Here is a 14,169-nt window from a genome sequence, read left to right on the forward strand (position 1 = left end):
ATTAAGCATTAAAAATAAATCTGCACAAGCTCGAAATTAGTTCATAACATAACCGTACGGATTTGATTCATAATCGTACTAAAAGAAACAAACCCTGAACATTCATACCTGCAAGTTGTTTATTCTCTTTAAAAAAGAAAAACGAATCAACGCAAAAACTCTAAACATCAGTGTGGTATATGAAGAAGAAATATGGATTTGTTCTGGCGGCTGCAATCTTGCTAGCCGGCTGCGGACAGAAAAAAGAGACGAAAGTAACAACAGCTCGCCCCGTTAAGACTACGATTGTAGAGTCGAGGTCGGTTATCAGGAAAGATTTTTCGGGAATCGTAGAAGCTGTGGAGTATGTGAAACTGGCATTCCGCGTTAGCGGACAAATCATCCAATTGCCCGTCATCGAAGGAGAGAAAGTAAAAAAGGGACAACTGATAGCCGCAATTGACCCTAGAGACATTGCGTTACAATATGCTGCTACAAAATCCGCCTATGAAACGGCTGCCGCACAGGTGGAACGCAATAAACGGCTTCTCTCCCGTCAGGCTATCTCGGTGCAGGAATACGAAATCAGCCTGGCCAACTACCAGAAAGCAAAATCCGAATACGAATTATCCGTCAACAATATGCGCGACACAAAGCTGACAGCTCCTTTTGACGGTTCTATCGAGAAGCGTCTGGTAGAGAATTATCAGCGTGTCAATTCCGGTGAAGGCATCGTGCAGTTGGTCAACACACGTAATTTGCGTATCAAGTTCACTATTCCTGATGCTTATCTCTACCTGCTCCGTGCCAAAGACCCTCGTTTCCTGGTAGAATTTGATACATTCAAGGGACACGTGTTCCAGGCAAAACTGGAGGAGTATCTTGACATATCGACAGATGGTACCGGAATTCCGGTGAGTATCACGATTGACGACCCGTCGTTCGACCGCGACCTCTATGCGGTGAAACCGGGATTTACGTGCAGCATCCGTTTCACAGCAGACGTAGGTCCGCTGGTGCAAGATAGTTGGACAATCGTGCCTCTTAGCGCCGTGTTCGGCGAAAGCGAGGGAAAGAAAATGTATGTCTGGGTAGTGGAAGGAGACAAAGTTCATAAGCGTGGGATTACCGTCAATGCACCGACCGGAGAAGCCCAGGCTCTTATCTCCGAAGGACTGAAACCCGGAGAGAAAATCGTTATTGCAGGTGTGCATCAGTTAGTAGAAGGAGAAACTGTAAAAGAAATTGAGAAATGAACTTAGCTAAATATTCACTGGACAACACGAAAATCATCTATTTCTTTCTTGCCGTATTATTGATTGGGGGAATCACTTCCTTCGGTAAGCTGGGTAAGAAAGAGGATGCTCCCTTCGTTATCAAGTCGGCGGTTATCATGACCCGCTATCCGGGAGCCGAACCGGCTGAAGTGGAGCGATTGATTACCGAACCTATCTCTCGCGAGATTCAAAGTATGAGTGGTGTGTACAAGATTAAGTCGGAATCCATGTACGGGCTTTCTAAAATCACATTCGAACTACAACCGTCACTGGCAGCCGGTTCTATTCCACAGAAATGGGATGAGTTGCGGCGAAAGGTGCTCAATATACAGCCGCAATTACCAAGCGGTGCTTCCACGCCAACCGTTTCCGATGATTTCGGGGATGTGTTCGGCATCTATTATGGATTGACAGCGGACGACGGTTACTCGTATGAAGAGATGCGCAACTGGGCGGAACGAATCAAGACACAGGTAGTCACTGCGGACGGAGTGATGAAAGTCGCCTTGTTCGGGGTACAGACGGAAGTGGTCAATATCTTTATTTCAACCAACAAACTGGTAGGTATGGGTATTGATCCGAAGCAGCTTGCCAGTCTGCTGCAATCACAGAACCAAATTATCAATACCGGAGAAATCCGTGCAGGCGAGCAGCAGTTACGGGTGACCGCCAATGGTATGTACACTACGGTAGACGACATCCGCAACCAAGTGATTACCACGAAAGCCGGACAAGTGAAACTGGGGGATATCGCCGTTATAGAAAAAGGATATATGGATCCGCCTTCCAATATCATGCATGTGAACGGAAAACGTGCCATCGGTATCGGTGTCTCTACCGACCCGCAACGGGACGTAGTGCAGACAGGCGAGAATGTGAAAGCGAAATTAAGCGAATTATTACCACTTATGCCGGTAGGACTTGAGTTACAAAGCCTGTATCTGGAGAACGAAATAGCCAATGAAGCCAATAACGGATTTATCATCAATCTGATAGAGTCTATCCTGATAGTAATCGTGATTATCATGTTAGTGATGGGGCTACGTGCAGGATTACTCATCGGTTCATCACTCATTTTCTCTATTGGCGGCACACTGCTCATCATGTCTTTCTTCGGTGTCGGGCTGAATCGTACCTCATTGGCAGGATTCATCATCGCCATGGGTATGCTGGTAGACAATGCTATCGTAGTGACGGACAACGCACAGATAGCCATTGCCCGTGGAGTCAATCGACGGAAAGCATTGATAGATGGCGCTACCGGGCCGCAATGGGGATTACTCGGAGCCACATTTATTGCCATTTGCTCGTTCCTGCCACTCTACCTCGCTCCTTCTTCCGTGGCGGAAATTGTGAAACCGCTTTTCGTCGTACTCGCCATCTCACTCGGATTGAGCTGGGTGCTTGCCCTCACGCAGACTACCGTATTCGGTAATTTTATTCTGAAGGCAAAAGCTGCCGATGGCGCTAAAGACCCTTACGACAAGCCTTTCTATCACAAATTTGCTTCCATTCTCCGTGCATTAATCCGCAGGAAAACATTGACGCTAGGTTCTATGGTCGTACTTTTCGTCATTTCACTCGTTATCATGGGGACGATGCCGCAGAACTTTTTCCCGTCTTTGGATAAGCCTTATTTCCGTGCGGACGTATTCTATCCGGATGGATACAGCATCAACGATGTGGTGAAAGAGATGAAATCGGTAGAAGAACATCTGGCCAAACAGCCGGAAGTGAAGAAGGTATCCATAACCTTCGGCAGCACGCCGCTCAGATATTACCTGGCTTCCACTTCAGTAGGCCCGAAACCTAACTTTGCCAATGTATTGGTGGAATTGACGGACAGTAAATATACAAAAGAGTATGAAGAGAATTTCGATGGATATATGAAAGCGAATTATCCGAACGCGATTACCCGCACAAGCCTGTTCAAGTTATCTCCTGCCGTAGACGCAGCTATTGAAATCGGCTTTATCGGCCCCAATACGGATACACTCGTGGCACTCACCAACCAGGCATTGGACATTATGCATCGGAATCCTGATTTGATTAACGTACGTAATTCGTGGGGAAACAAGATTCCGGTGTGGAAACCGGTGTATAGCCCGGAACGGGCACAACCCTTAGGAGTATCACGCCAGGGCATGGCACAGAGTATCCAAATAGGAACTACAGGAATGACATTGGGAGAATATCGTCAAGGTGACCAGGTGCTTCCGATTTTACTGAAAGATAATACGGTAGATTCGTTCCGCATCAATGACTTGCGCACATTACCGGTATTCGGAACCGGAAACGAGACAACCAGTCTCGAACAAGTCGTTTCTGATTTTGATTTTCAGTATCGGTTCTCGAATGTGAAAGATTATAACCGGCAGATGGTCATGATGGCTCAATGCGACCCGCGTCGCGGGGTAAATGCCATCGCTGCCTTTAATCAAGTATGGTCGCAGGTACAGAAAGAGATTAAAGTTCCCGAAGGATATACGATGAAGTATTTTGGCGAACAGGAAAGCCAGGTGGAATCTAACGAGGCGTTGGCTAAGAATTTACCGTTGACGTTCTTCCTGATGTTTGTGACATTGCTGTTCCTGTTCCGTACCTATCGTAAGCCGACAGTGATTCTGCTCATGTTACCGCTGATTTTCATCGGAATCGTATTGGGATTATTGGTGCTTGGCAAGTCATTCGACTTCTTCTCTATCCTGGGGTTGCTGGGGTTGATTGGTATGAATATAAAGAATGCGATTGTACTCGTCGAACAAATCGACTTGGAAGCGGCAACAGGGAAGAAACCTATGGATGCTGTTGTCAGTGCAACGACCAGTCGTATTGTTCCTGTAGCGATGGCATCCGGTACAACGATCCTTGGTATGCTGCCATTGTTGTTCGACGCCATGTTCGGTGGAATGGCGGCTACTATTATGGGCGGACTGCTAGTAGCTTCGGCACTGACATTATTTGTCCTTCCGGTAGCTTATTGTGCCATTCAACGAATCCACTCCGATTCCTGATGAAACTTGATTTTAATATTTATAATGAATAAAATGAAGACTCAACTTATAATTCTAGCACTACTGGCCCTCGGTGTCACGACCAGGGCGCAACAGCCTTATCTCAGCAGGGAAGCCTACCGGGATAAAGTGGAAGCGTACAGCCAGATTCTAAAACAACAGAAACTAAAGACATTGGCTAGTACTGAAGCACGAAAGATTGCCCATACAGGATTCTTGCCCCAAATAGATGTCAATGCGGACGGTACTCTCAACATGAGTGACCTCAGTGCATGGAATGAACCGTTAGGTGAATACCGCAATCACACTTATCAAGGAGTATTCGTCGTGTCGCAACCGCTGTACACAGGTGGCGCTCTCAATGCCCAGCACAAAATAGCGAAAGCTGACGAAAAGCTGAACCGGCTTAACGAGGAACTCACCATAGACCAGATTCACTATCAGAGTGATGCTGTCTATTGGAACGCTTCCGCTTCACAAGCTATGTTACAGGCTGCTGATAAATATCAGAGTATCGTAAAGCAGCAATATGATATTATCCAGGATCGTTTCAACGACGGAATGATTAGCCGCACGGATTTACTGATGATCTCTACCCGGTTGAAAGAAGCGGAATTGCAATATATCAAAGCCCGCCAGAATTATACATTGGCATTGCAAAAACTAAATATTCTAATGGGATCGGAACCTAATAGTCCCGTAGACAGCCTTTATACGATTGATACGGCTTCCGCCCCTATACAAATCCTATCCCTTGAAAATGTATTGCAACGCCGTGCCGATTATGAAAGCACAGAAGTCAACATCATGAAAAGTGAGGCGCAACGTAAAGCGGCGCTCAGCCAGTTCAATCCGCAGTTGAATATGTACTTCAGTGGCGGATGGGCTACAGCTACGCCTAACCTCGGATATGATGTTTCATTTAATCCCATTGTCGGCATTAACCTGAATATCCCTATCTTTCGCTGGGGTGCCCGTTTCAAAACGAACCGTCAGCAGAAAGCATATATCAGTATGCAGAAGCTGCAACAAAGCTACGTGACGGATAACATCAATGAAGAACTTTCCGCTGCGCTGACCAAACTGACGGAAACGGAATATCAGGTAAAGACAGCGACAGAGACGATGAACCTGGCAAATGAGAATCTCGATTTGGTTTCTTTCTCATACAATGAAGGGAAAGCGAATATGGTGGATGTACTCTCCGCACAGTTATCATGGACACAGGCTCATACCAATCTGATTAATGCTTATCTGGCGGAAAAGATGGCGATAGCGGAATACAGGAAAGTTATCAGTGAATAAAGAGAACCCAATTCTCAAAATCTCTATATAAAGAAAACCGGAGAATGAGTCAAGATGCTCATTTCTCCGGTTTCCATTTCTTAAGTCAGTTGTTCTTCACTTACGCAAGGAAGGAAATCAACACACCCGCTGCTACGGCAGAACCGATCACACCGGAGATGTTACTAGCCATACAATATTGCAATACGTGATTCTTCGGGTCATATTTCAAAGCAATCTCGTTGGCAACACGACTCGCCATCGGAACGGCACTAAGTCCGGTTGCACCGATAAGCGGATTGATTTTCTTCTTAGAAAAGAGATTAAATAGTTTCACTAAGAATATACCACCGGTAATGGACAGTGCGAATGCAAGGAATCCACCGATAACGATACCGATTGTCGTCCAGTTCAGGAATGCTTCGGCAGTCATCGTTGCCCCTACGGATAAGCCGAGGAAAATAGTGGCTGCATTCATAATGCTGTTGGAAGCAGCATCATACAAACGGAATGTATTGGTTCCGATTTCCTTCACCAGGTTACCAAACATCAACATACCAATCAAAGGCACTGCACTGGGCACGAAGAGGGCAACAACCGTAGTTACCACAATCGGGAAGATAATCTTCAATACACGCAGGTTCTTGATTTCAGTCTTTGAAGGATATTTCTTTTCCTGTTCCTTCATGTTGATACTTAGCTCTTTCCTTGAGCAAAGCAGCTTCACTACCAACGGAATGATGACCGGCACTAATGCCATGTAAGAATAAGCGGCAATAGCAATCGGGCCCAGCAAATGCGGAGCGAGCTTAATGGTCGTAAAGATAGCCGTAGGGCCGTCCGCGCCACCGATGATACCCAATGAGGCAGCTTCTTGCGGAGTGAATCCCATCAGGATGGCCACCAGCAATACAGTAAAGATACCAAGCTGTGCGGCAGCACCGAAAATAGAAAGATGCAGGTTGCGCAGCATCGGCCCGAAGTCCGTCAATGCACCGACACCCATAAAGATTATCGGTGGCAGGAAACCCGTCTTAATCAACATATAGTAGATGAAGTTCATGATTCCCAATTCGTGGGCAATGTCGTGCAAAGGCATTTCCCAGATGTTCTTCATTACTCCGTTTATCATCACCATACCATTCTCGTCCGCCTGAATCACGCCCATATCTCCACCGGGGAAGTTGGCAAGCAACACACCGAAAGCGATGGGGACAAGCAGCAACGGTTCGTACTGTTTCTTGATACCCAAATAGAGCAACACGAACGCGATGGCATACATAACCAGGAACTGCGGTTCGGCAATGATATTGCTGAACGCAGTCATGTCGTACAAATTCTCAAATATCTCGTTCATTATCTTATCTTCATTAATACATCGTCTTCTGAAACAGCATCTCCCGGGTTAGCGCAAATGGCAGTCACCGTACCGCCAAACTCCGCACGGATAGCATTGTAAGTCTTCATTGCTTCCACGTAGCCGAGCACGTCGCCTTCTTTCACAGTATCGCCTACCTGCAAAGCAGTTTCCTGCGCATTCTTCACCAGGAAGAATTTACCTTCCAATGGAGAAAGCACATCTTTACCCTCTCCTGCCGGAGCAGCGGCGGCAGGTGCTGCGGGAAGCTCAGCGTCACCATAAGCAACAGTCACGCGGTAAGCCTGTCCGTCTACCTGTACGGTCAGTGTCTTTGGTTTTGCATCTTCTTCGGGAGACTTGTCTTTTTCGGCACGGCGCTTGGCAACATCTTCCAGGAAATCTTCTTTCGCCTTGCCACTCTTGTAGGCTTCATATTGTGCCGGATGCATGGCATATTCGAAGAGTTCTTCGTCGTCTTGTCCGGTTTCCCATTTATTCTCCTTCATCAGCTTGCGATACTTGTCGAGATTATCAGGATAGTTGTCCTGCGGATTTCCTTCGAAGAATTTGCGTCCTTCGCGTTCCGCCTTTTCGATGATTTCAGGAGCAAGCTTACCCGGCAAGCGTCCGGCTTTACCCAGAATCATATCCCAAATATCATCGGCAATCATACCCCAACGGTCTTTACCTTTCTCCATTGCCATCACGTTCATCATGGCAAGGTTCTTCACATACTGGCTGAACGGAGTCACCAATGGTGGATAACCTACACGCGGCCATACATAAGCCACTTCATCAAACAGTTTGATAAGAAGCTGATCTTGTGTCATAAACGGCAGGTTGTGTTTCGCCTTGTATTTATTGATAGATTCCAGGTTGGATTCCAAGTCTGCCATCAAGCTACCCATCATACCACCGGGCAGTCCGGGAGCAATCAGCAGGGAGTTCATCAGGCGGTTTTTCGGGCTGATGTACAATCCCAGGAAGTCATCCATAAATTCCTGAATCATACCGCGCACCTTCATATAGGCTTCCATATTGATTTCGGGAACCTGGTATCCGGCATCTTTCAGCATTGCCTGTACACTCAGCAAGTCAGCGTGCCCTGTACCCCATGAAAGAGGTTCCATGCCTACGTCGATGTAGTCGCAACCGGCTTCGCACACTTCAAGGATGCTTGCCATATTGAATCCCGGACCTGCATGACTATGATACTGGACAGGTATTTCGGGATGCGCAGCCTTGATATTGGCCACGATTTTTCCTAATGAAACAGGACGACCGATACCGGCCATATCCTTGATACAAATTTCGTCCGCCCCCAGTTTGATAAGTTCCAATGCCATATTGGTATAATACTCTACCGTATGGATGGGTGAATGAGTGATACAAAGCGAGCACTGTGAAATCATGCCGGCCTCTTTTGCGTAGGTAATGGAAGGAGCGATATTGCGGACATCGTTCAATCCGCAAAATGTACGGGTAATATCCGTTCCCTGTACTTTCTTTACTTTATAGAATAACCTGCGGACATCTGCCGGAACAGGACTCATGCGGAGTCCGTTCAGTGCACGGTCAAGCATATGGGTTTGAATACCTGCTTCGTGGAAGGGCTTTGTCCATTCACGTACAGCTTTATTCGGATTTTCGCCAAACAATAAATTTACTTGTTCAAAACCACCGCCATTTGTTTCTACGCGGGCGAAACAGCCCATTTCAATGATGGCAGGTGCTACCTTTACGAGTTGATCTACACGAGGTACATATTTTCCGGCAGATTGCCACATATCTCGGAAAACCAAACTAAACTTTACTTCTCTTTTCATGTCTTTCAGTGATATAACTTTTTATAGATTTATAATTTTTCTACTTTAGTGACTTTACCTTTGCCCAATGTCACCACATTCACAGCGGCCGTAATAGCTGCCAGAATATTTCCGGGGATAGGCGCAGGACCTTTCTGTGTTTCCCGCTTCACAGGAGCCACTTCTTCGGGGGCATATTTATTGACCAGAGTGATCAAGAACTTGCCTAAATAAATCACAATCAGCAGAATAACAAATACGGTAGCCATTCCAACTACCATCAGCAGGAGCGCTGTTTCGATATTTTCCATATAATAAATTATTAGTAATTTAAGCCGTTTGTCTAAAAAGCGTCCGAAAATACCAAATATTTGCTATAAAATAAATTAAGAAAGGAATATAAAATATAAATCCGTAATTAACCTTGCTTATTGACAGGTATAAAAACAATGTGAGAGAAGGCCCCTCAACCTTCTCTCACATTCTGATAAAACAATTATTAAATAAAAATACTCAATGATAAAAACTGGTTCGGCTTCGCATTCTGGTTTCATACCGTCTTAACCTATTAACCACCAAAATGGCCGACCGTCTTTGTAAACCTCTCATCCGCCATCACGGCGTTCATCTTTCAATTAGTACAGCAATGTAGTGTCCGGTTGTCAACCCTTTTATTAGCCGTTTCCTATTCTAATTTCCGACAACCATTCACCTGCCAATTGTCTATTGTTTGTTTTGAGCTTAAAATTTAGTCCTCATCGCGAGAACCTTTCTACATCAATTTCTTCTACAACATTTTACTCTTCTAATTAAATCTCTATCGTTTCTTTCATACATCATTAATAGCTCATCTATTAGAAAGAGAAGAGAACGTTTCTTTTTTACCAAGAAAAAATGAAGAAAATATGAAGAAAAACAAAAAAGCCCCTTCCAGACATCCAGAAGGGGCTTTTTTTTATTTTAAAATTATTTCTTTTCCGCGAAGTTCGTAACTGATTCCACATGAACCGAAGACTTTTTCGAGGGTAGCGTTCAAGTCTTTCGTCAGAACCGTGCCATTATAGGTCAGTCCGTCGCACTTCTCACGCCCTACCACCGTGACCTTAAATATGAGTTCTATATCTGCCACTACATTTACGAGTGGGTCGTCTTCATACCCCAGGACTTCCGGAAATTCCGGATCATCCGGTTTCGGCACAGGAATAATCTTGTTTTCATCACAGCGCACACTTTCTCCGGCAACCAATGTCCGCTTGCCTACGGCAGTCTCTACCTTGACACTACCTTCTTCACAGTTCACAAACATTTTCTTTCCTTGCTGGTCGACCAGGAACTTTGTTCCCAGCACTGTCACAGCACCAGCTTCGGTATTCACAGTAAATGTTTTACCCTTAGTCACCTCGAAAGAAGCTTTGCCAAACAGTTGCAGTTTACGTTCCCAAAGCCAGGTGATCCGGTTGTAAGTCAGGCTCGAGTTCTCCATAATCTGCACATTACTGCCATCCGGCAATTCATATGCCAGAGCCGTATCTTCCGTCACAATCTTCTTCTCCGAGAAATAATATCCGCCTATTCCCAAAAGAAGCAAGAACATGGCAGCTATTCCCCAAGAGAAAGGAATACCGCGCCCGACGCCTTGCTTTCTCCTGCGGCTTAAGGCAATCTTATGGCTCTCTTCACGTTGCAACTTTAGCTTATCACCGATTTCTTTCTTACGGGAGAACTTTTCACCGATCAGAGGTAGTTTGCCTTCTTCCAGGTATTTTTCTAAAGATTCTGTCCAATTTTCCATATCCCACCTTAATTAAAGATCCATAAATTAGCCATCACTGCTAACAATAAAGATGTACCTAAACGCTCTCTCAATCTGGTTATAGCCATATGGGTGGTATTGTAAACCGTACGAGGAGTGAGTCCCATCACCTGAGCAATCTCTTCAGGACTCATCTTCTTATAGTATTTCAGATACAATACTTCCCGTTGCTGCTTTGTCAGGCCATTCAACTCTTTTTGCAAAGCCTCCAACTGTTCCTTTTCCAATTCCGAACGGATAATAGCTGTCTCTATGTCTATCTCCAGATCAAACCGATATTCATTGGTGTCTACTTCATCCAGCGATTTGAATGTTCCACTACTCTCTCTTTTCAGCTCGTTCACTATCATATGTCTCAACGAAACACATAGATAGGCAGATATGGATTGAGGTTCGGCGCACGTTTCCCTTTTCTCAAAGATGTAAACAAACAACGACTGTATCGCCTCTGTCACCACGGTGTCATCACCGGCTATCTTCATGCCATACCCATAAAGCAAATCTGCATATTGGTCATAAAGCTGCCTGAATGCATCCTCATCCCCTTGCTGAATCTTATCCCAGGATAGTGTCTTCATTTCTCTCCGCTCATTTATATGAGATATGTTTTTCCTTTTTTTACCTGTTTTTTAGTAAAAATATATCAGATATGCCTTAAAACTCACTTGTAAAGTGGAATCTGATGTTTTTAAAGTCCATTTGAGCCATCTGAAGTACATAACCGGAATCGGCCAGGAACACATCGCGTCCTTCCCTATCCTTCGCCATATACTGATATTTACGTTTCTTGAAGGCTTCCAGTTCCGCAGGATCGTCACTCTCCACCCAACAAGCCTTATACAGGCTCACCGGCTCCCAGCGACAGGACGCGTTATACTCGTTCAACAAACGATATTGGATAACCTCAAACTGCAACTGTCCCACCGTACCGATAATCTTGCGGCCATTGAACTGGTTGACAAACAACTGTGCCACACCTTCGTCCATCAACTGGTCGATACCTTTCGCCAATTGTTTCTGCTTCATCGGGTCTGCATTCTCTATATACTTGAACATCTCCGGCGAGAAACTCGGCAATCCGCGGAAGTGAAGCATTTCACCTTCCGTCAGCGTGTCACCAATCTTGAAAGTACCGTTATCCGGCAGACCGATAATATCTCCGGCATAAGCTTCGTCAATCGTTGTTTTACGCTGCGCCATAAACTGTGTAGGCGACGAAAAGCGCATTGTTTTTCCGTGGCGCACATGCTGGTATGGAGCGTTGCGCACAAACTTGCCGGAGCAAATCTTGCAGAATGCTACACATGAGCGGTGGTTCGGGTCGATATTGGCAGTTATCTTGAAAATAAATCCGGTGAATTTAGGCTCTTCCGGTCTTACTTCACGCTCTTCAGCCTGCACAGGACGGGGGCTTGGAGCAATCTCTACGAAACAGTTCAGCAACTCCTGAACACCGAAATTATTCAAAGCCGAACCGAAGAATACCGGAGCACAATCACCCGCCAGATAAGTTTCAGCATCAAATTCAGGATAAACCCCTTCAATCAGTTCCAAATCACCGCGCAGCTTGTCTGCCAATGTTTTCCCGATCTGTTCGTCCAGTTCGTCCGTATGAATATCGACTGCCACTTTTTCCGTCACCATTTGTTTGGATGGCTGATACAAGTCCAGTTTCTGTTCGTAGATATTATATACACCCTTGAAACGGGCTCCCTGCTCAATCGGCCAGGACAAAGGACGAACCTGAATCATCAGTTCCTCTTCCAGTTCGTCCAACAAATCGAACGGGTCTTTTCCCTCGCGATCCATCTTGTTGACGAAGATAATAACCGGAGTCTTGCGCATACGGCACACTTCCATCAGTTTACGTGTCTGTGTTTCCACACCTTTCGCACCGTCCACAACGATGATAACGCTGTCTACTGCTGTCAATGTACGATATGTATCTTCGGCAAAGTCCTGGTGCCCCGGAGTGTCGAGAATGTTAATCTTGTAGTCGCGATAGTCAAATTCCATCACAGAAGTCGTTACCGAGATACCACGCTGCTTCTCAATCTCCATCCAGTCGGATGTAGCCGTTTTCTTAATCTTATTACTTTTTACCGCACCCGCTACCTGAATCTGACCACCGAAAAGCAACAGCTTCTCCGTCAAAGATGTCTTACCGGCATCAGGATGCGCAATAATGGCGAACGTTCGCCGTCTCAAAATTTCTGTATTATCTGCCATATATATTATAAGGTGTCAATGCATCGTTTAAGACTTTCCTCCCAGTGAGGAATCTCGATGCCGAACGTTGTTTTTATCTTTGTCTTATCAAGTACGGAATAGGCGGGACGGTTGGCCTTAGCCGGGTATTCCGCCGTATGCAAAGGTCTTACCTTACATGAAGTGATTCCGGCAAGGCGGTGGATAGCTATCGTAAAGTCATACCAGGAACATACGCCTTCATTGCTGAAGTGGTAGACACCGCGAACTATACCTTTATTAATAATCGTATAGATGGCTTGTGCCAGGTCGTTGGCATAAGTAGGTGTTCCTATCTGGTCAAAAACGACTCCCAGGTTATCACGTTCTTTACCCAGACGAATCATCGTTTTTACGAAATTATTACCGAAGGTGGAATAAAGCCATGCGGTACGGATAACGACTGCTTTCTCGCAGTGATTCATCACATCATATTCTCCTTCCAGTTTTGTAGTGCCATATACGGAATCCGGACAAGGATCACAATCTTCGGTATAAGGAATATGGGCAGTGCCGTCGAACACATAGTCAGTAGACACTTGTATCATAGCCGCCCCATTGAATTGTGCCGCTTTAGCCAATTCTTTCGGTGCTTCACAGTTCAGTTTGTAAGCTAATTCCGGATTATCTTCCGCCTTATCCACTGCCGTATATGCGGCACAGTTAACAATAAGTTCAATCCGTTTCTCCGCAATATAAGCCCAGACAGCTTGCGCATCACAAATGTCGAGTTCCTGCACATCTGTGAAATAATATGTATGTTGCGGGTTCTCTTTCGCAAGCACCTGCATTTCGTTGCCAAGCTGACCGTCGGCACCCGTTACCAAAATTCTCATTTATTCATCCAGTTTTAATTCACCTTTGCGGTCTTTATCATAATAGTTCGCCAACATGGAGAGGAAGCTAGTGATGGCTTCCATTGCCTTGGCTGTTCCTTCACTGATAGGTTTTCTCTGAAGCCGGAGCAAGAGTACTCCGTACAAAGCTTCAAAGCAGGTTTCCAATTCGGGTTCATCCTTCTTGCCGTTTTTATTCCGCAGTTCCACGATAAACGGCAATGCTTTGAAATAGGCGGCACTGTAAAAAGGAAATTTAGGGGAAGAAGCCAACGCATTGTGCAGTTCAGTCAGATTGATAATCACATTCTTGTTAATCTGCAAATGTCCCGCTTCACGCACACCTTCCTCGTTCATCATCGTAATCAGGTTTCCATACCATTCACGCATGCCGGAACGTTGTTCTTCCGGATAACGGGAAATCACATTGACTTCCATTTCTTCCGGTTCACAATGATTGGCACGGATCAGGTCTTCCTCTTGCCACATATATATAAGGTATTCGGCAATATTCCGCTCCTTCAGTTGTTGTGCTATCTGATTCATAAGCTATC

General features: G+C 45.4%; 11 protein-coding genes. 3 read left to right on the forward strand and 8 right to left on the reverse strand.

Translation table 11 applies throughout. The annotated features are described in order from the left end of the window. Positions 1-179: 179 nt before the first annotated feature. Genes AB5443_RS18825 through AB5443_RS18835 form a run of 3 tightly spaced genes read left to right on the forward strand, consistent with a single transcriptional unit; the run spans position 180 to position 5,575 of the window. Complete coding sequence (locus tag AB5443_RS18825; RefSeq protein ID WP_022136476.1) at positions 180-1,235, forward strand: efflux RND transporter periplasmic adaptor subunit; 1,056 nt, start codon at positions 180-182, stop codon at positions 1,233-1,235. Continuing rightward, positions 1,232-4,270: an efflux RND transporter permease subunit gene (locus AB5443_RS18830; RefSeq protein WP_195662715.1), complete on the forward strand. Its 3,039-nt coding sequence runs from the start codon at positions 1,232-1,234 to the stop codon at positions 4,268-4,270. The genes AB5443_RS18825 and AB5443_RS18830 overlap by 4 nt, the downstream gene beginning before the upstream one ends. Positions 4,271-4,303: 33 nt before the next feature. Continuing rightward, the gene (locus AB5443_RS18835) at positions 4,304-5,575 is read left to right on the forward strand and encodes a TolC family protein (protein WP_368114323.1); all 1,272 of its coding nucleotides are present in this window, start codon (positions 4,304-4,306) and stop codon (positions 5,573-5,575) included. Between the two features lie 100 nt (positions 5,576-5,675). Here the strand turns inward: AB5443_RS18835 and AB5443_RS18840 are convergent, their stop codons facing one another. The 8 genes from AB5443_RS18840 to AB5443_RS18875 all read right to left on the reverse strand — a co-directional run bounded on the left by AB5443_RS18840 (position 5,676) and on the right by AB5443_RS18875 (position 14,161). After that, the gene (locus tag AB5443_RS18840) at positions 5,676-6,911 is read right to left on the reverse strand and encodes a sodium ion-translocating decarboxylase subunit beta (RefSeq protein WP_022136479.1); all 1,236 of its coding nucleotides are present in this window, start codon (positions 6,909-6,911) and stop codon (positions 5,676-5,678) included. Then, positions 6,911-8,740 (reverse strand): biotin/lipoyl-containing protein, encoded by a 1,830-nt coding sequence (locus AB5443_RS18845; RefSeq protein WP_277134222.1) that lies wholly within the window; start codon positions 8,738-8,740, stop codon positions 6,911-6,913. Before AB5443_RS18845 ends, AB5443_RS18840 begins: the two co-directional genes overlap by 1 nt. Positions 8,741-8,769: 29 nt before the next feature. Further along, a complete protein-coding gene (locus tag AB5443_RS18850) occupies positions 8,770-9,030 on the reverse strand; it encodes an OadG family protein (RefSeq protein WP_022136481.1) in 261 nt (86 codons plus the stop codon). Between the two features lie 644 nt (positions 9,031-9,674). Further along, positions 9,675-10,511, reverse strand: coding sequence for a FecR family protein (locus AB5443_RS18855; RefSeq protein WP_277134220.1), 837 nt, complete (start codon positions 10,509-10,511; stop codon positions 9,675-9,677). Positions 10,512-10,519: 8 nt separating this feature from the next. Next, complete coding sequence (locus tag AB5443_RS18860) at positions 10,520-11,110, reverse strand: RNA polymerase sigma factor (protein WP_022136483.1); 591 nt, start codon at positions 11,108-11,110, stop codon at positions 10,520-10,522. A 76-nt stretch (positions 11,111-11,186) separates the two neighbouring features. Continuing rightward, positions 11,187-12,761 carry a peptide chain release factor 3 gene (locus AB5443_RS18865; RefSeq protein WP_022136484.1) on the reverse strand — a complete coding sequence of 525 codons (1,575 nt, stop codon included), beginning with the start codon at positions 12,759-12,761 and terminating at the stop codon, positions 11,187-11,189. A gap of 5 nt (positions 12,762-12,766) precedes the next feature. Beyond that, entirely contained in the window at positions 12,767-13,615 is an 849-nt protein-coding gene (gene rfbD / locus AB5443_RS18870; RefSeq protein ID WP_022136485.1) for a dTDP-4-dehydrorhamnose reductase, read from the reverse strand. Then, entirely contained in the window at positions 13,616-14,161 is a 546-nt protein-coding gene (locus AB5443_RS18875; protein ID WP_022136486.1) for a DUF4924 family protein, read from the reverse strand. Positions 14,162-14,169 lie beyond the last annotated feature (8 nt).

The sequence above is a fragment of the Bacteroides sp. RTP21281st1_H5_RTP21281_210402 genome (assembly GCF_040918965.1).
Classification (GTDB): domain Bacteria; phylum Bacteroidota; class Bacteroidia; order Bacteroidales; family Bacteroidaceae; genus Bacteroides; species Bacteroides congonensis.